We start from the raw sequence: 17,421 nt of genomic DNA, 5'->3' as shown, positions 1-17,421 counted from the left end.
ACATCGTCTCTGCAGGTGTCACCAGGCAGTCCCGAAGAGGTTGTTGAGGGATTCAGCGTTGTAACCGGCCGCCGGTGGCGGTGGAACCCGCTCGGCGGACTTGGCCCGTCGGGCATGGTGTGCCCGAACGTGTTCGATCACCTCGTCCCGGTCGGCCGGAAGATAGAGCTGTGTCGTCGACAGGTGTGCATGGCCGAGCACCCACTGCACGTCGGTCAGCGGCATCTTCGGATCTCTCGCCAGCCGATAGGCGGCGGTGTGTCGAAGATCGTGGAGAGTCCAGTTTGTACCGAGCAAGCTGTTGGCCCGGTTGAACATCGCACGGGCCGCCGGATAGTTCAGGGGACGCCATGGGCGGCGTAGCGTCCACCACAGCCCCTCGTTCTGTCCGCGGGGGACCCCAGCCCGCCAGACGCTCTCCTGATAGAGCCGTAGCCAGACGAAAGCGTCTGCTGAGCAGGGAAGTTGTTGATAGGCCCGGCTCCCCTTGCGGACCACCCCCAGGACCTGTTGGCCGGGCAGCGCGTCGCGTTGCCGACTGGTGAGCAGTTCCTCAGCACGAGCCCCGTTGGAAACCCAGAAGGCCAGCAGAGCTCGATCACGGTCGTGCTTCAGCGCGGCGAAGAGCGCGTTGAACATCGCGTCGGGGATCCGCCGAGGCGCTCGCTTGGGGATGGCCGGCCGGTAGCGGCCCTGTCGTTCGTGGCGAAACCGCTCGTCAGGGTTGTGGTGAGCGTGTGCCCTGCCATGGCGCCGGGAGCGATCCAGTGGAAACGGGTTCAGGATCGGGCCGGTTCCCTCGGAGAGGTGGAAGTCGTAGAAGGCCCGCAGGACGGTCTCGCAGTGCGCTCGCGTTGTCGGCGCGTATCTCGGCCCTGGGGACGACTTCCCTGTGATCGGATTAGGGGCTCCGGGCGGCAGATGCTCTCGTACTGGCTTTGGTGTTGTCTCCGTCTGGATGGCCCGTCGATGGCGCCAGTACAGCGGTGCGGACTTGTTCGCGATCTGCATCCAGCGGGCGAAGTCCCGAGCGTCCGACCGGGCTGCACGATCCCAGGCAATCCCCCAGCCCCACAGGAAGCGCCACCAACGCAGCAGATCCATTCCGTATGACCGGATCGTGGCTGCTGACTTGTCACAAGCCAGCAGCTCCGCGAAGAAGGCGGCCACGGGTTCGATCTCGACACCGTCCGCGTCCAGGAGGACAAACGGTCTCCATCGATCTCCTGTCTCCGCCAGCTGTCCGGCCTCGGGCAGCACGAAGCTTGCTAACTCCCTCTCGGGTTCACGTCCAAGCATCCACGGAAGCTAGCAGAAAGGCTATCTGACCTGCGAAAATGTTGGAGTTAGTTCAGTCAACGGTTCGCCCCGACCCTGCAGATCGTCAAACGCACCGACGACATGACGGGGTTCGTGGTGCTGCCGAGGCGGTGGGTGGCAGAGCGCACGTTCGCATGGCTGATGAACTCCCGCCGTCCGGCCCGGGACTACGAGACCCTGCCCGCCACCAGCGAGACGATGATCCGGTGGCCGATGATCACGCGGATGAGCCGGCGTCCGGCGGGTGAGCTGGTCAGTCTTCGGAGAGCACGTCCTCGACCGTCTCGTGCAGTGGCAGGACGGACGTGAGACGGGTGAGTTCGAGGATGCGTCTGACCTCCGGTTGGACACCGGTCAACGCGAATCGGTGCCCGGCGTCCGAACGGCGGCGGTGGATGTCGACGAAGGCTCCCAGCGCGCTGGAGTCGCAGAAGTCCACGTGGGTGAGGTCCAGGATCAGCAGTGGGACGTTCTGCATCTCCGCGGTGGTGAGATGTCCCAGCAACTGGGGCGCGGTGTGGTAGTCGATGGGACCGTCCACGGCGACGACCGCGTGTCGTGGGCCGCGGTGTGATGCGAGGGTCAGTGTCGGGCCGGTGGGGAGAAGACTGTTGGCGTCGACCGGTGGTGAGTTGTCGGTGGGCATGTGCGCCTCGGGGTCGGGGGAAGGAGTCATCGGGGGCGGCTCTCCTGTATCCGGGGGGAACGGGTGGGCTGGTTGTCCTGATGCCGGTCGAGGAGCCGACCGGGGTACGTGGTCATGAGGTCTTGACCTCCGCCCACACGACTTTTCCTCCGTCGATCCAGCGGGTGCCCCATCGTGTCGCGATGGCGTCGACCAGGAATATGCCCCGGTGCCCGAACTCCCCGGGATGGGAAACGATGAGACGAGGCTCCTCGGCACTGCTGTCCGTCACCTCCAGGACGACGCGTTCGCCGGCTCGCCGCAGCTCGACGCGTAGCGGTGTCCTGGCGTGGCGGACGGCGTTGGCGACCATCTCGTCCGCGATCAACATCATGTCGTTCACCAGATGCCGCAGGCCCCACTCGCGCATGACCTTGGAGACCAGGTCGCGCGCGTCGGGGACCGCGCTGGAGACCGGGGCGTAGTCACGCGCGACCGCCACCACCTGGTGCGAGGCGTCCTCGGGCCGGTGCAGGTACAGCATGGCGATGTCGTCGTCGTGCTGACCTCCGGCCAGGGCATCCAGCCAGGAGTCGCAGTCCGCCTCGATCTCGCCCACAGGTCCGGCCAGCAGCTCCCGCAGGTGCCGCAGTCCGTCGTCGATGGGGCGGCCGCGGCGTTCGACCAGGCCGTCGGTGAACAGCAGCAGCCGCGATCCGGGCGGCAGAGAGACCTCCTGCTCCGCATAACGGCGCCTGCCCACTCCCAACGGCGGCCCCACCTCCTCGTCCAGGAACCTCACATTGCCTCCCGGGTCGCGCCGGGCCGGTGGCAAGTGCCCGGCGACGGCCGTGCGCAGCCGGTCCCGACGAGGGTCGAGCACGGCGTACACGCAGGTGGTGACGGAGCCGGGAGCGATGTCGTCCACCAGGACGGTCAGCTGTTCCAGCACGTCGGCGGGGGCGAGACCGAGCTGTGCGTAGGCCCGACAGGCGGTGCGGATCTGGCCCATGACCGCTGCTGCCCTGACGCCCTTGCCCATCACGTCACCGACGACCAGCGCCACTTCACCGTCCGGGAGTGGTATGAGGTCCACCCAGTCACCGCCGGCGCCGCGATCCCGTGCGGCGGGCAGGTACCGTGACGTGCTGGCGATCCCGTCGACGTGCGGCAGGGCCGGCAGCAGGTGGCGTTGCAGCTCGGTGGCCGCTTCCCGCTCCTGGCGGTACGTCTGCGCGTTCTGCAGCGCCACGGCGGTCTGCGCGGCTACACCGGTGACCAGGCGTTCGTGTCGCTCCGTGAAGATGCCCCGCTCGGGATGCCCGAAGAAGAACCCGCCGAGCACCGTCCCCCGGGACATCACCGGAACGGCCAGATAGCTCCGCACCGGCAGGTGCCCTTCCGGCATACCGTGGTGAGGCGCGTTGTGACCGTAGCGCGGATCCGTGGTGATGTCGTCGGACCGCATCACACCAAGGCCCCGGAAGGTCTGCTCGAACACCTGGGTGTTGCGCGGCATGGGGAACTTGTCGAAGGCCGACCGGTCGACACCGGAGATCACGTAAAGCAGGTACGACTCTCCGGTCTCGCCCAGGACGTTGTAGAAGAAGGCGCCGAACGCCGCCCCGGCGAGGCGGGTGGCGGCGTCGACCGCGTGCTGGACCAGCGCGTCGAGGTCGAGTTCCGCGGCCAGGACGCTGCCGACTTCCTGCAGCAGCTCGACGATCGCCGCCTCCTCGCGCAGTTCCCGCTCCCGCTGCTCCAGCTCCTTCTGCGACCGGCGCAGTTCCGTCGAGGCGGAGCGCAGCTGAGCCACCACCGTCTGCAGGTGCGCGGCCTGCCGGCCCACCACACTTTCCATGCTCTCCAGGAGGGTGTGAGCCGCGTCGGCCTCCACGGTGGGCGACGGCCGGCCGGTGGACAGCAGCGCCAGGCGCGTGCTGCCGGTAACGGTGCGGAAGAGCGTGACGACCTCGGCGGACAGCGGAACGCCGGAGAACAGCACCACCACGAACCGCTCGCCCGGCGACAGGGTTCCCCCGAAGGCCAGGGCGGAACGGACGCCCTGCCCCGGGAGGAGTTCCTCCAGTCTGTCCACCTGGCTGCCGCACAGGTGCACGACCTCGACGTCGTCTTCCGGTGGCACAGCGCCGTCCGCGTCCCCGGTCGTGACTCCCAGGCCCTCGAGCAGCCGGTGCACCGACGGTGTCTCGCGGGCGGCGCCGGACGACGGCAGCGGCAGGTGCACCGGACCGGAACCCTCCGCGCCGGGCCAGCGGACGTACGGGCCACGGAATCCAGCCAGGATCAGACGCCGCGCGTGCTCAGGCGCCGCGGTGACGGCGTCCCACGGCCCGGCGAGGAAGACGCTCACCGCGCGGCAGGCGCGTCCGTCCTGCCCGTCGACCAGGCTGTCGTAGAAGAAGTCGGCGACCGTCTGTGCCGCCGCGTCCGGTGACGGCGCACCGCTGACGGCCTTCCGCAACCGGGCACTGCATCGGGCTGTTTCACTGAGACCGAAAGCCGACAGGTCGAACCGAACCTCCTGCACGCTGTGTCACACCTCGAATAACTGAAGAGGGGGTAGGCCATGGATGACAGCAGGACCATGGACACCACAGATTAACCCCCAGCCGATTCTGGTTCGTCCCGATCCGTGCTCCCGCCCCAGTGTCCGGCCGCTTCGGATGCGGTGCGGGCCGCTCTCAGTAGCGCGGCGAGGGCGTCGTCGACAGACATCGCCGATGAAGAGCCCCAGCGGTCGTCGTCCAGCGGGAACAGGTCGCACACCTCGCCGCCGGCATTGTTCTTCCATGACCAGTGCCGCCGGGTCCCGCAGCGCGTCGAGCTGCTCGTCGGCGGGCCGGCTTCAGTCGGCCGCTCTGCGCTCAGCGGCCGGTTGTGGCCGCCTTGCCGCTGTCGGGTATGCGGGACAGTCGGCCGCCGGACATGGCGATTTCCAGGATCTGCTGGTGGACGGGGCGTTGCCGGCTCGGCCTGCGGCGTCACTCTGCGGGCAGGGCAAGCGCCACCTTGCCCGTGGCGCGGCCGTCGAGAAGGTGTCGGACGGCAGCGGCGGTCTCCGCGAGTGGGTAGACGCGGTCCACGACGGGGCTGAGCGTGCCCTTGTCGATGAGAACGGTCAGGTCGCGCAGCCCATCGGCGTGCTCGGAGGAAATAAAGGTGCCCAGGTGCTGGCCGGTGAACGGGGACAGCATCTGGGCGCGGAGCTGCCGGTCGGTGCCGCCGAGCCAGGGGCCGTTCGTCTCGCCGCCGGTGATGACCAGCCTGCCGCGGGGCGTGAGGGCGCGGCGCAGATCCCGCAGACCGCGGTTGCCCGCGATGTCGATGATGGCGTCGTAGCGTCGCGGGCCGGCAAGGAAGTCGTCGCGCGTGTAGTCGATCACGTGGTCGGCGCCCAGCGCTCGTACGGCGTCGAGCTTGGGGGTGCTCGCGACGGCCGTGACCCGGGCGCCGAAAGCGTGGGCGAGTTGGACGGCGAAGGTGCCCACGCCGCCGGCGGCCCCAGTGATCAGGACCTGCTGGCCCTCCTGGACCTTGGCCCTGTCGCGAACCGCCTGGAGTGCGGTGAGCGCGCTCACGGGTACCGTCGCCGCCTCCTCGAAGGTGAGTCCGGGCGGCTTGGGAGCGATCCTGCCGGGACGGGTGGCGGCGTACTCGGCGAACGCGGCCACGGCCGTGCCGTAGACCTCATCGCCGGGCGTGAAGCCGGTCACTTCGGGGCCGACCGCCTCGACGACACCGGCGATGTTGCGGCCGGGGTTGGGGAGCTTCGGCCTGCGCATCCCGCTCACGGGCCGGATCGCGTACGGCAGACCGGCCATCATGTGCCAGGTGCCCCGGTCCACGCTGGAGGCGCGCACACGTACCAGTATTTCGGTCGGCCCGATGCCGGGCCGGGTGAGCCGCGCCGTGCGCAGTACGGCTTCCGGCTCGGCGCCGTATCGCTCCTGTACGACGGCCGCCATCGTCTTGGTCCCGCCGGTGGTTGCGATCGGCTCGCTCGTGTTCCGCATCGTCGTTGCTCCCGTTCCGTCTCCCGCATGCTTACGGCGTAAGCAAGACTTACGCCGTAAGTACAGCACTTACGGCGTAAGCTCGTCAATGCTCGGAGACCAGGAGGGGAAGGGATGTCCACCGTGACCCGACGTACCGTCCGGCAGCCGGCCCGCGAGACGCTCACCCGGCGGCGGGTGCTGCTCGCCGCCGTCGAACTCGCCGACGCCGGCGGCATGGAGACGCTCAGCATGCGCAAGCTCGGCGAGGCCGTCGGAGTCGAGGCGATGTCCTTGTACAACCACGTGGCCAACAAGGAGGACCTGATCGACGGCATGGTTGACCTGGTGTTCGGTGAGGTCGAACTGTCCACTCCAGGTGCCGACTGGCGACAGGCGATGCGGCACCGGGCAATCTCCATGCGCCTCGCGCTGTCCCGCCACCGCTGGGCCATCGGGCTGATGGAGTCACGGTCCACCCCGGGACCGGCCACTCTGCGTCACCACGACACCGTTCTCGGCTGCCTGCGTCAGGGCGGGTTCTCCCTCACCCTGACTGCCCACGCCGTCTCGGTCCTCGACAGCTACGTCTACGGGTTCGCCCTGCAGGAGAAGACCCTGCCCTTTGACTCCCCGGAGGAGACCGCCGAACTGGCGGATTCCATCATGAGCGGTTTCGGCGATGGTGAGTACCCGTACCTGACCGAGATGGCGACCGCTCACGTCATGCGTCCCGGGTACTCCTACGGCGACGAGTTCGAATTTGGACTGGACCTCGTCCTCGACGGCCTTCAGCGAGCGGCGGGCTGACGAGCCAGCGGCGTACCCGCCGCATCCGCTTCGCAATCCTGTCGAACTGGTGCGACCGGATGAGCCGGGGCCACCCCGCGGCCGGGTGCCCGACCCGGGCCGAGCGGATCACGTGATGGCCAACTGTGACGCCCACATGGCCAACTGAAGTGCTCAGCTCAGTCACAAACGGCGAGGAAACCAGCACCAGTTGCGCTGATCTTCCTCGCCGTGCTGTCGGCGTCCTCTACGCGTACCGGTCGACCGGCCCGGCAGCGCAGGTGCCGTCGTGGAGCAGGACGGCGGTCAGCTCGAACCGCTCCCTGCCGCCGTCACGGGCAGTGTGACCGGAGTGCCGGTGGGACGCGTTGACAGGTGTTGCGCCGGGCTGCCGTCGACACCGACGGCGCCCAGCAGGGTGCAGCGGCGGGCCTCAGGGCGTCGGCGCGACAATCAGCCGCCACTCTTACGCCGAAACGACCGCTGGCTCGCGGCCGGACCGTGCGTGCCGCGGATCTTCGACGCGTCCGCGTGCGCGGCACCCTGCACCTGCTCGCCGCGCTTACGCTCCAGAGCCTCACGGAACTTGCGCTTGAGGTCGTCGTTGCCCTCCTCCTCGGGTGTGAGAGGAGAGCTCTCGGACTCGACCGGCTCCGGACCTGCGTGCGATGAAGACTCGCCAGTCATGATGACCTCCTGGGATCGGACAGTAAGAAGGCACAGCCTGCCACGCCAACACCCCGAACCCGAATCAACGCCGTGATCGCCGACAGCGGTGTGCGGTCACCCACCGCGCGATTTCGCGCTGAACGTCCGTTACGAGAACCATGTCAGGGCGGACGCGGTGCACACCCCGCCCGGGCTCATCGCCAACCGTGCGCCCTGACTGGGCGTCCGGTACGCCCGTTGACCGAGCGGCCCGGCCAAGTGATCCACGGGCGGCTGGATCCGCTCAGAGCCCGGCGACCTTGGCGCTCGCCGACAGCTCGTAGACCAGCGTGACCGTGCGCCTGCCGCCGGGCGGAAGGGGAATGTCCCAGCGGACGATGCCTTCGGCGTCGACCACGTCGGGCGGCGGGGAGCATGCCTCCTCGCGCAGCCGTACCTCCACCGCCGAGATCTCGGAGACCGGGATCCGCTCCCGCAGGACGACCATCCGTCGGTCCTGTTCCCCGGGGGCGGAGAACCGGGACAGGTGCAGGTGAACCGTGCGGGTGACCACGGTCCGCTGGGCGATCCCGGTGGTGTCGCGGGACTCCTCGGCCTGCCGCACCACCCGGTAGTCGTCGCAGCTGCCGAAGGCGAGTCGGAGGGGGGCGCCGGGTGCGGTGAAGTCCAGTGTGCCGCGGCCGCTGAATCCCCTGTCGCGGACCAGGTCCACGGGCCCGGCGAGCAGTGCGTGACCGGACGCGTTGTCGCACCGCACCACCTGCGTGACCAAGGGGGACAGTTCGGGTGAGCAGGCGTACTCACTGCTCACGGCCGTGCTGAAGACGGACAGCGGCACCCGGTGGGCGCGGCCGTCCGACGGCAGGGAGACGGACGCGGACGCGTGCAGCACGCGCGCCTCGCCGCCGTCGTCCACGCCGGGGAGGCCGAGCACCGGGGCCGGGCCGAGCTCTGCGACGTCCTGCTCGCGCATCTCGACGTCGACAGCGCGCCGCTCGGCCGCGGAGCGCTCCTTCAGCGTCAGCCGGTCCTCCCGCAGCCGCGGCGGCTCGGTGGCCATCGCCGACCTGGCCGTCGAGAACGTCAGTCGTACGTCCGACCAGTCCTCGCCGGTGCGCTGCCAGACCATCACATCGGTCTCCAGCGTCAGCGAGTCCCCGTCGAGCACGGCCCGGTAGGCGGGCCGCCACAACGCACACGGGGTGAGGTGGGTCAGCCGCAGCCCGACCGGCCCGGCGGCTTCGGACCGCACGGTCAGCTCGATGTGGCCGACCAGCTCGGCAGGCTCTTCCACGGAGAAGCCCAGGGCTCGCTCGGCTTCCCCGAGCGCGACGGCGAGGACGGCCAACCGGGCCTCCACGGTGTGCAGTTGCTCACCGTACGAGTCCCGCTCGCCATCCACCCGGTCCAGCTCGCGGGCCCAGCGGGACCTGTCCGTCTCCCCGAAGCCGGCGCCTTCGCCGATCTCCCGAAGCAGGTCGGCGGCGAGACGGCCGAGCAGGTCGAGACGGGCGTGCAGCCGGTCGCGCCGCTGCTCCAGGGCGAACCGCTCCTCTTCGAGTGCGTGCAGGCGCAGGCGCAGGGGTGAGTCGTCGGTGGACGGCCGTGGCCCGCGCGGCGTCCAGCTGCGGACGATCCGCACGTCGAGCACGGTCGCGGGGTGACTGGCGGTCAGCTCGGCGTGGAGGGTACGGTCGACGGCCAGCCCACTGACCGGCCCGAGACGCAGCCGCTGGACTCCGGCTGTCAGGTCCAGCACGGTGGCGCGCTCGATGTGGGCGCGGTCCTCCAGACAGGTGACAGCGGTGACGGGGAGGGGAATCGGCTTCAACGCCGTGGACATGGTGTGTCAGCTCCTGCGGTTGCCGCCGACCAGGGCCTTGCCGGCCGGGATGCGGATCTCGTAGCCGCCGTGGAGGGCGGCGCGCCCGCCGGCGGACAGGCTCACCCGCCAGACGCGGGTGCCCGGGGCATGGTGATCGCGCCCCGCGTCCTCCTCGGGTGCCGTCCAGTCGGCCCGTTCCTCGATCCGGACGTCCGGATCGGAGGTGACCGGTACCTGCTCGCGGACCTCGACGGTGACGGGCTTCGCGAGCCGGTTGGCCAGTTCCACCTGGACGCGGTGGTCGAGCACGGTGGTGTTGTTGCGCAGGCCGGAGGTCGACTCGCGCAGATTCGTGCGGCGGATGACCTGGACGCCCTCGGCCGGCCCGAGCCCCACCCGTCGGACGCCTCCGGGGGCGAGGGTGGGCAGCGCGGCGGTCAGCAGGTAGTCGCCGTCGACGGTGATCTCCACCGGGCCGGCCAGCAGCGCCTGGTCGGTGGCGTTGGACAGCAGCAATGTCGCGTACACGGTCTGCTCCACGGACGGCACACAGAGGTACTCGGTGTGCAGCTCCACCGGGATCTCGGTCACGGTGACGGTGTGCCAGGTACCGTCCGAGGGGATGTCGGCGCGGGCGACGGCATCGAAACGGTGGTCGAAGGAACCTGCCGACTCGCGGGGCCGCACGGCGTATGGGGGCAGGGGCAGCCCGGCCACTGATTCGGCGCGGCGACGGTATTCGGCCGCCACCGGGTCGAAGGGAGCCTCCGGGAACAACCGTCCGCGGCGATCACCCTGCTCGTCGGGGCCGGTCAGGACGAGAGCGGCGTAGTCGAGTTCGGCGCCGCTCGGCTGTGGCGGACCGGCCACCGGTCCCGGGCGTGGAGGCGGTGGCGGCGCACCGGCCGCCGCCGGGGCAGACGCAGGACCGGCCATCGGTGGCGCAGGCGGTGGCGGCACGGCCGCGCCCGGAGCCGCAGGCGCCATGACGGCGGGCGCCGGGGGGAACCCACCGCCCGCACGCGGCCTACTGCCGGTCCGCGACTGGGCCGGCTGGGCCGGGTCGTGCATCCCGCCGTCGAAGGCCTGGGGGACCTGGGGGACCTGGAGGACCTGGGGGAAAGCGCCGCCCGCGCCGCCAGAGCCCTCGGGCGCGGCAGGCGGCCCGCCGTGGCTCTGCGGTGCCGGCGGCGCCACGATGGGACCGGACGGCAGCCCGCCCACGGCAGCGACGGCAACGGGCGTACCCGTGCGGGCCGAGGCGGGGCGGGGGCCCGCCGCGTCGTACCCGGTGAAGAGGCCGGCGAGCCCCGCCGGGGGCTCACGCCAGCCAGAGGGAGCCGGGGCGGCTTGACGGCGCCCGATCCGTACCGAGCGGAGCTTCGGCAGGTCGGTATGGCGCCACAGGTCGGCGGTGGCCAGGGCGATGCGTACGCCGTTCCAGTCCTCACCGGTGCGCTGCGCGACCGAGGCGCGCAGCACCAGGCGACCGTCGAGTTCGCCCTGCCGGTGGGTGAGACGGTAGGCCGGCACCCAGACGGCGCCCGGCACCATGTACTCGAGCTCCACCACTGCCTCACCGGTGCCGTCCAGGGTCAGCACCGCGTTGACCGACGTCCGTACGTGCGTTGAGGGCGTGTCGGTGGAGGCGCGGGTCAACTTGTCTGTTACTACCGTCAGTTCGTGTTCGGCCAGACGCAGCGCCTCCTCCAGCTCGACGAGACGGGCGTGCAGTCCCGTCAGCCGTTCGTCGACGAAGTCAGCGAGTTCGAGCCACGCGTCGGCCGGGGTGACGCGGTGCGGATCCCCGCGCCTGCGGGCCGGCGGGGCCGGGTGCAGAACCGTGACCTCCTTGATCAGGCTCAGCTGCCGGTCCCGGCGTCCCTTCGCCTTTGCGCACTCGTCACGCAGCCGCTCCGCCTCGCGCTGCAACTCGTCGGCCGTGCCCGTGCCGAGCGGCTCGGCGTCGATCTCCACCCGGACCTCGGTGCTCCGCACCCCGGAGGCGCCGATGACGCGGGCCCGCACCGAGCCCGGATCCATCGCGCGAGGCAGTCCTGTCACCCGTACCCGGCCGCTCGGCGGCACGGTGCCCCGGGCCACGCGGCTGCAGAGCGCACCCTGCGCGTACACCATGACCGCGTCGAGGGTCGATGCCCAACGCGGCGTCGTCTCGGCCTTCATGTGATCCGTCCCCGTGTCCGTGCGAACCCGAAGCCTACGCCGGAGCAGTTGGGCACGGCACGCGACGTCGCGGGGACATCATGACCGACTCCCGGTCCTTCGCGCCGCTGTCGGCGGAGTACGGGGATCAGGCGAGCGTCGCGAAGGCCGCCGACACCGCCAGGTGGAATTACGACCAGGTGAAGCGCGCCGGGTCCTCGCGGATTCCGCAGAGCCGGACGATCTCCGGTACCAGCGCTCCCACGCCAACCAGCGCGAAGGCGATGGGAGAGTGCATTTCGGTCATACCGGCCATGGTTTGTTTGCGGCTGGGGGGACACTCCGGTAGCACACCGCCACGCTTCACCGCGTGTCCGTAGCCCCGAGTGCCTGGGTCCGCTCTCCCAGGTCACCTGCTGGCGTTCAGAGGGGACGCTGGTCCCGGATTGGAAGGCGACTAGGGTCGTGCTGCTCGCCGCGCTGGAGGCGGTGGGGAAGGCGACGGCACCGTCCTCCTCCTATTATCGGAAGGCACGCAGACCATGAGCAGCCAACGCGACCGCTGGGCGCAACTGACAGGCGGACAAGCCGGAGAGGACTACGCCCGACGGTTTGCGCGGCTCGCTGAATCAGGCCACGACATCCACGGCGAGGCCGCCTTCTGCGACGCGCTGCTGAAACCTGCCGCCCGGGTACTCGATGCCGGCTGCGGCACCGGGCGGATCGCGATCCGACTCGCCGAGCTGGGTCACCTCTGCACGGGCGTGGACGTCGATCCCTCCATGCTCGCCGTCGCCCGCCGAGACGCCCCCACGCAAGAGTGGTTCCACGGTGACTTGGCACACCTGGACAGCCTCGGTCTGAAACCCGGCTTCGACCTGGCGCTCGCCGCGGGAAACGTCATCCCCCTGCTGGCTCCTGGTACCGAACCAGCTGTTGTGCGGCAGCTCGCCGCCGCATTGCGCGCCGGCGGACTGCTGATCACCGGCATGGGACTGGACGCGGAACACCTGCCGCTGCCGGAACCGACAGTGACGCTGACGGATTTCGACCACTGGTGCACGGAGGCCGGACTGACGCTGCAACAGCGCTTCGCCACCTGGGCCGGCGACCCCTACCGTCCGGGCGGCGGCTATGCCGTCAGCGTGCATTCCCGTCCCACCGCCTGAGCGCCGTCCCACCGCCTGAGCGCCGTCCCACCGCCTGAGCGCCGTACCGCCGTCGCCCGGACCACCACTCGAAGCTGCAGATCACTTGGTTCGACGATCTTCCCTGGCGGATCACGCCGACGGACGGTCCGTTCCAGCAGCCCGCGAGGCCCCCGATCGACCCGTGTTCACGCTGCGGTGAGGAGGCGGTCGTGCCCGGCGTTGTCACCGCAGCGGCGCCGGACCACCCCATCACCCTCTGCTTCGACCGCGGTGTCGCCCTTCCCGTCGAGGAGGGACAGGAGCAGGACAACCAGAGGCAGCCGAGGGGAGGAGGATGAGCACCGAGCCGGTAGGACGTCGACGTCGGCGAGGCCGAACTCGTCGAGGATGGCGATGCCCCTGCCGGCGGCGCGGTCGAGGAGTGCGACCCGGTGGCGCGTCCTGGCCGCGCTGGAGACGAAGGCTGCCGAGGACCTGTACGGGGGGCCCGGCCGCACAAGACGAAGACCGGGTCCGCCCGGGACCGGGCGCTGTGTGCGGGGGAGCTCCACGCCTGGCTGGCCGAGCGGACCGGTGGGCTCCTGCCGCTCAGTGCCGAACGCTGTGCGGCCCGGGAGGTCTTCCACCTGGTCAGACAGTCACAGTCAGGACCCCGCTCATAGGGGCTGTTGTGATAGCGGATGATACAGCGAGGCCGCCGGAAACCGCTCCGACGGGGACCTCCGCGCGGAGCCGTGAGACGCCGAAGCCGCACCGAAGCGCTCCGGCGCGGCTTCGGCGTGAGATCGGTTGCGCGCGCACGAGTGGTTCCCGGGAGCGGTGCAGGAACGCCTGCCCGAGCAGCCGACCCGCCGCAGGAAGGCACTCCCCGGTGCGAAATACTCTCCCGATGAGTTCACGCACTTCCCCGGTCAGCCGGCCGATCACGATACGGAGGGCCGTCGCGCGGGATGCCAAACGGCTCACGCGGCTCGTGCGTGGCTCAGGCGCCTACGAGGGCAAGTACGCAGCCGCAGTGGCGGGCTACCGGGTCGGTCCTGATTACATCGAAGCCCACCGCGCCTTTGTGGCCGTCGGCGCCGACGAGCATGGAGGCCGGGTCATCGGGTTCTACTCGCTCGTCCTCGCTCCACCGGAGCTCGACCTGCTGTTCGTCGCCGACGAAGCGCAAGGACGTGGTATCGGACGGCTGCTCGTTGCGCACATGCAGTCCGAGGCCCGTGCCGCCGGGCTCGACCGTGTCAAGGTCGTGTCGCATCTTCCCGCCGAGGACTTCTACCACCGTGTTGGCGCAGTGCGGACCGGGACCGCGCTCGCGAACCCGCCCGCCGTGCCGTGGGACCGTCCCGAATTCGAGTTCCGCATTCCTTCGGAATGACGCGGTGCGCCGGTTCGCAGGGCGCCGGCTTCGCCTGCATGGTGGCCGGCATGCAGGAGCCGCTGGACGCCGCGCGCTCCGTGTGTGCCGTCGTCTCTGCCCTGGCGGGGGGATCGCCTGCGTCGGCGGCCTCTCCCGGCGACTCCCTCGCCTCCGGCACTCCCAGGGCCATCGAAATCGCGTACACCTCGGCTCGCTCCACACACGATCGAGGTCGGCCGCGTAAATACGCAGTTCACACAATCCTGATCTGCGAGACGATGTGGCCACAGTCCACCGTCAGCGCTGTAGGGGGTGATGCCTTGCCAGTGCGGCCATCAGCGCAAGTGGAAGCAGCCACAGCCCTTGCCCCGTGGAGCTTGGCCGACCGGCGTCGGTGCGGCCCGCGGTGGAGCGGATCGGCGGGAGGCTCCGGACAGGGGCATCAGAGCCTGACTGCCGTGGGTGTTGGCCAGGTCCGACTCGGCGTTCGGGTCGTCGTAGGCGTCGACGATGGCGATGGTCCTGCCGGAGCCGCTGGCGGAGGCGGCGGAGGTCGGGCCGTAGGCCGACTGCAGGTCGCTGGGGCAGTAGCCGGTGGGGGAGTCCGCGGCGGCGTTCGGCCGGACGGTCTGGGGTGCGATGCCCTTCCTCGCCGCCTGCTCTTCCTGGAAGGCGGTGGTGCCGCTGGTGACGCGCAGGGCGTTGCAGGATGCGCAGCCCTTCTTCGGGGTGCCGGCGCACTGCGGCATCTGCAGGCGGAACCGCCGGCCCGCCCAGCGCTACGGCGTGGGGGGCCGCTGCGGGGAGCGGAGTACGAGCAGGGTGATCTCGCTCGGGGCGAAGACGCGGAAGGGCGGGCCCCAGAAGCCGGTGCCACGGCTGGTGTAGAGGAGGGTGCGGGTGCCGTGGCGGCTGAGGCCGGCGAGGGCGGGCTGGTCGATGCGGACCAGGTGGTGGAAGGGCCAGATCTGGCCGCCGTGGGTGTGGCCGGAGAGCTGGAGGTCGACGCCGCCGGCTGCCGCCCGGTCGACGAACTTGGGCTGGTGGGCCAGGAGCAGGACGGGGTGGCCGGGGTCGGCGCCGCGCAGGGCTCCGGCGAGGTGGGCGCCGTGGCCGGCGAGGCCGGAGGACTCGGCCGTGACGTCATCCACGCCGGCGACCACGAGGGTGTCGCCACCGCGTTCGAGCAGCAGATGGCGGTTGCGCAGCGGCTCCCAGCCCAGCTCGTCCATCAGGTCGACCCAGCCCTGGGCCTCGCTGTAGTACTCGTGGTTGCCGGTGACGTAGACCCGGGCCCGGGTGGCCTGCACGGTGCCGAGTGGGGCGGCCTGGGCGCGGCGGCGTTCGGCCGTGCCGTCCGCGATGTCTCCGGTGTGGCAGACCAAGTCGGCCTTCAGCGTGTTGACCGTCTCGCAGACCCGCGCCGACCAGCGGGCGCGGTCGAGTGGACCGTAGTGGGTGTCGGTGATGAGTACGACGCGCGTGCCGTCCAACCCGGCTCCCAGGCGCGGAAGTTGCACGTCCAGGCGGCGTACCCTTGGTACCCGGCGGGCCTCGGCGTACCCCCAGGTGAGCAGCATGGTGGCTGCGCCGAGGACCGCCCAGGTGACGATCCGGGCCCGGTCCTGGCCGTCGCCGACGCCGACGCCGGTCAGGGCGAGCCGCAGCGGGACGCCGAGCACGACGGACCAGGTGAACAGGATCCAGATGGTGCCCAGCAGGGTGTCTCCGACGACCGCCGCCCAGTCCTGCTGGCGTCGGCCGTGGCCGCGCACCATCGCGAGCGGCATACCGATCAGGCCGAGGGCGAACAGGGCGGTGCCGGCGAGCGTGACAGGGAGCGGCCAGTGCTGGCCGGTGTGCAGCAGCAGCCAGCAGGGCACGGTCCACAGCAGGACGGGGGCGATCAGGGGGAGGTAGCGCATCAGGCGGTGCAGTCGGCTCTGCTGAGTCGAGTGCGCCGCACTGTCGGCGGATCGGGTTTCGCTGGTGTCGGTCACGCTTCCCCTCCTTGAGTAACCAGGCTGCCGTCGCGCGCACTGTATCCGGCCGTCCCGGGCCGGTCGGACGGGGTGCTCATGGTGGGCAGCGCCATGTGGCGAGGCGGCCTCCGAGTTCGCCCCCGGCCCACGCGGTTGGTGACTCTGCTCCTGACCGGGGCCACGGCGGCTTCGAACGGTGAGGCGTAGAAGCTCCGGAAGCAGTGGAGAATACAGCCCATCGTCGTGGGCCGGGTGAGATCCACATGCCGGTGCCTGTAATGCTCAGTATTTCTGGGTGGGGATGCCGTGACGGGCGGGAGGACAGGTGGGTGCTGTCCCGGGCCTGCGGTCTGACTCCTGATATTCCTGACCGAAGTGTCCCGATCACGCAGTGTCGGTCGTTGGCCGGGGATGGTGCGTTGTCGGTGCCGGGCCGGCGGGGTGTGTCCCGATAGGGGCCTGCCGATCGTTGTGGCGTCCTCACGATTCCGACCGCCCGCCGCGGCCCGGTACCGGCAACACGACGCGCCATCGTCCCGGAAAGGGCAACGGGCATGCCCAGTTCGACCATCTCCAGTACGCCGCCTGCCCCGCAGCCCCGTCGTCGTCGCTTTGCGGGGGAGGTGGTTTTGGGAGGGACACGCACCGGGATACCGCGATCCGCTGAAGCGGGCCTGGAAATCGGGAGCCGTGAGGCGGCCCGAGAGGTCTTCCACCTGCTCGGACGGCTACAGCCAGGACCCCGCTCATAGGGGCTGTGCGACAGCTGGCACCCACCCCTGCAGCAGTCCCAGCCTTCTTCCCAGAGTGATTCGATGTTCCTCACGACCTTCGAGTCCGACGCGTGCCCGTGTGGAGTGAAGACCGCCCTTGACCTGCAGAAAGCCGGCAGGGAGCCGTCTTCCAGGAGTCCAAAATGCTGCGCACCATGTTCAAGTCCAAGATCTAGCGTTTCGGTGTTTTTGCAGGTCAGAGGCTTGATGGCCCGGCTCGGGTCAGCAAGCGGTCAGCATCGGGCGCGGGAGCGTCCCGGCTTGCTTGACCAGGTGGCCGCCATGACGGGGGACCTGGACACAGGTGCCTGGCTCCCGCTTGGGAGGTTCGCTGCGTTACTCGACAGCACGTCCGCGGCACGGGTCCTGAGTGAGTGGGCCGTCGGGGCCGAAGCGGCGTGCTTTATGGATGCCGCCTGCCCCCTCCGGCCGCTACCGCGACCTCGGCCGCCCCGGTGTCCTTCTCGTCCCTTGCGCCGGCGCCATGGGCCTCGGCTTCGGCGCCGTCGTCATTTCCGAGACCGAAGCCGCAGTCGACTCCACCGCGGCGGCCCTCCGCGTGACCTGCTGTGTCATGATCACCCGCGCCCGCGAGCGGGGCCGGTCCCAGGTCGGCAGGGCAGCCGGTTGCCGCGCCACCTGGTGGCTGCACGGGTGGACCATGATGCGCTGAGCGCCCGCTGGGGGAGATGTCCGAGGGAAGGCCGGGCGGCCGCCCGGCCCGTATGTACGACAGGGGACCCCCGTA

General features: G+C 70.3%; 15 protein-coding genes. 6 read left to right on the top strand and 9 right to left on the bottom strand.

Features of this window, described 5'->3' with window-relative positions; genetic code table 11:
* Positions 1–18: 18 nt before the first annotated feature.
* A complete protein-coding gene (locus ACFWVE_RS06060) occupies positions 19–1,299 on the bottom strand; it encodes a tyrosine-type recombinase/integrase (protein WP_384008681.1) in 1,281 nt (426 codons plus the stop codon).
* 102 nt (positions 1,300–1,401) lie between these two features.
* On the opposite strand from ACFWVE_RS06060, the gene ACFWVE_RS06055 reads away from it, so the two are divergent.
* Positions 1,402–1,629: a hypothetical protein gene (locus tag ACFWVE_RS06055; RefSeq protein ID WP_384008679.1), complete on the top strand. Its 228-nt coding sequence runs from the start codon at positions 1,402–1,404 to the stop codon at positions 1,627–1,629.
* On the opposite strand, the gene ACFWVE_RS06050 is transcribed toward ACFWVE_RS06055, so the two are convergent.
* The 3 genes from ACFWVE_RS06050 to ACFWVE_RS06040 all read right to left on the bottom strand — a co-directional run bounded on the left by ACFWVE_RS06050 (position 1,574) and on the right by ACFWVE_RS06040 (position 5,982).
* The gene (locus tag ACFWVE_RS06050) at positions 1,574–1,996 is read right to left on the bottom strand and encodes an STAS domain-containing protein (protein ID WP_384008677.1); all 423 of its coding nucleotides are present in this window, start codon (positions 1,994–1,996) and stop codon (positions 1,574–1,576) included. The two genes, ACFWVE_RS06055 and ACFWVE_RS06050, sit on opposite strands and share 56 nt — an antisense overlap.
* Before the next feature lie 82 nt (positions 1,997–2,078).
* Positions 2,079–4,430, bottom strand: coding sequence for a SpoIIE family protein phosphatase (locus tag ACFWVE_RS06045; RefSeq protein WP_384008675.1), 2,352 nt, complete (start codon positions 4,428–4,430; stop codon positions 2,079–2,081).
* A gap of 520 nt (positions 4,431–4,950) precedes the next feature.
* Entirely contained in the window at positions 4,951–5,982 is a 1,032-nt protein-coding gene (locus ACFWVE_RS06040; protein WP_384008674.1) for an NAD(P)-dependent alcohol dehydrogenase, read from the bottom strand.
* 114 nt (positions 5,983–6,096) lie between these two features.
* Here ACFWVE_RS06040 and ACFWVE_RS06035 point away from each other — a divergent pair, with 114 nt between their 5' ends.
* Entirely contained in the window at positions 6,097–6,771 is a 675-nt protein-coding gene (locus tag ACFWVE_RS06035; protein WP_384008672.1) for a TetR/AcrR family transcriptional regulator, read from the top strand.
* Positions 6,772–7,203: 432 nt separating this feature from the next.
* Here the strand turns inward: ACFWVE_RS06035 and ACFWVE_RS06030 are convergent, their stop codons facing one another.
* From ACFWVE_RS06030 to ACFWVE_RS06020, 3 genes are all read right to left on the bottom strand, one after another.
* Positions 7,204–7,437, bottom strand: a complete 234-nt coding sequence (locus ACFWVE_RS06030) for a DUF5302 domain-containing protein (RefSeq protein WP_384008670.1) — start codon at positions 7,435–7,437, stop codon at positions 7,204–7,206.
* Positions 7,438–7,702: 265 nt separating this feature from the next.
* The gene (locus ACFWVE_RS06025; RefSeq protein ID WP_384008668.1) at positions 7,703–9,262 is read right to left on the bottom strand and encodes a mucoidy inhibitor MuiA family protein; all 1,560 of its coding nucleotides are present in this window, start codon (positions 9,260–9,262) and stop codon (positions 7,703–7,705) included.
* Between the two features lie 6 nt (positions 9,263–9,268).
* Positions 9,269–11,428, bottom strand: a complete 2,160-nt coding sequence (locus ACFWVE_RS06020) for a DUF4139 domain-containing protein (protein WP_384008666.1) — start codon at positions 11,426–11,428, stop codon at positions 9,269–9,271.
* A 521-nt stretch (positions 11,429–11,949) separates the two neighbouring features.
* On the opposite strand from ACFWVE_RS06020, the gene ACFWVE_RS06015 reads away from it, so the two are divergent.
* The 3 genes from ACFWVE_RS06015 (at position 11,950) to ACFWVE_RS06005 (ending at position 13,936) form a co-directional block, all read left to right on the top strand.
* Positions 11,950–12,576: a class I SAM-dependent methyltransferase gene (locus ACFWVE_RS06015; RefSeq protein WP_384008664.1), complete on the top strand. Its 627-nt coding sequence runs from the start codon at positions 11,950–11,952 to the stop codon at positions 12,574–12,576.
* Positions 12,577–12,767: 191 nt separating this feature from the next.
* Positions 12,768–12,896 carry a hypothetical protein gene (locus ACFWVE_RS06010; RefSeq protein WP_384008662.1) on the top strand — a complete coding sequence of 43 codons (129 nt, stop codon included), beginning with the start codon at positions 12,768–12,770 and terminating at the stop codon, positions 12,894–12,896.
* Between the two features lie 551 nt (positions 12,897–13,447).
* Positions 13,448–13,936 (top strand): GNAT family N-acetyltransferase, encoded by a 489-nt coding sequence (locus tag ACFWVE_RS06005; RefSeq protein WP_384008660.1) that lies wholly within the window; start codon positions 13,448–13,450, stop codon positions 13,934–13,936.
* A gap of 317 nt (positions 13,937–14,253) precedes the next feature.
* On the opposite strand, the gene ACFWVE_RS06000 is transcribed toward ACFWVE_RS06005, so the two are convergent.
* Both ACFWVE_RS06000 and ACFWVE_RS05995 read right to left on the bottom strand, forming a co-directional pair.
* Positions 14,254–14,667 carry a hypothetical protein gene (locus tag ACFWVE_RS06000; RefSeq protein WP_384008658.1) on the bottom strand — a complete coding sequence of 138 codons (414 nt, stop codon included), beginning with the start codon at positions 14,665–14,667 and terminating at the stop codon, positions 14,254–14,256.
* 30 nt (positions 14,668–14,697) lie between these two features.
* Positions 14,698–15,918 (bottom strand): metallophosphoesterase, encoded by a 1,221-nt coding sequence (locus tag ACFWVE_RS05995; RefSeq protein ID WP_384008656.1) that lies wholly within the window; start codon positions 15,916–15,918, stop codon positions 14,698–14,700.
* Between the two features lie 1,164 nt (positions 15,919–17,082).
* On the opposite strand from ACFWVE_RS05995, the gene ACFWVE_RS05990 reads away from it, so the two are divergent.
* Complete coding sequence (locus tag ACFWVE_RS05990; RefSeq protein ID WP_384008655.1) at positions 17,083–17,346, top strand: hypothetical protein; 264 nt, start codon at positions 17,083–17,085, stop codon at positions 17,344–17,346.
* The last annotated feature ends 75 nt before the right edge of the window (positions 17,347–17,421 follow it).

The sequence above is a fragment of the Streptomyces sp. NPDC058632 genome (assembly GCF_042717095.1).
GTDB lineage: Bacteria > Actinomycetota > Actinomycetes > Streptomycetales > Streptomycetaceae > Streptomyces.
The sequence above is the reverse complement of the archived record's forward strand: the minus strand, read 5'-3'. Positions and strand labels throughout refer to the sequence as shown.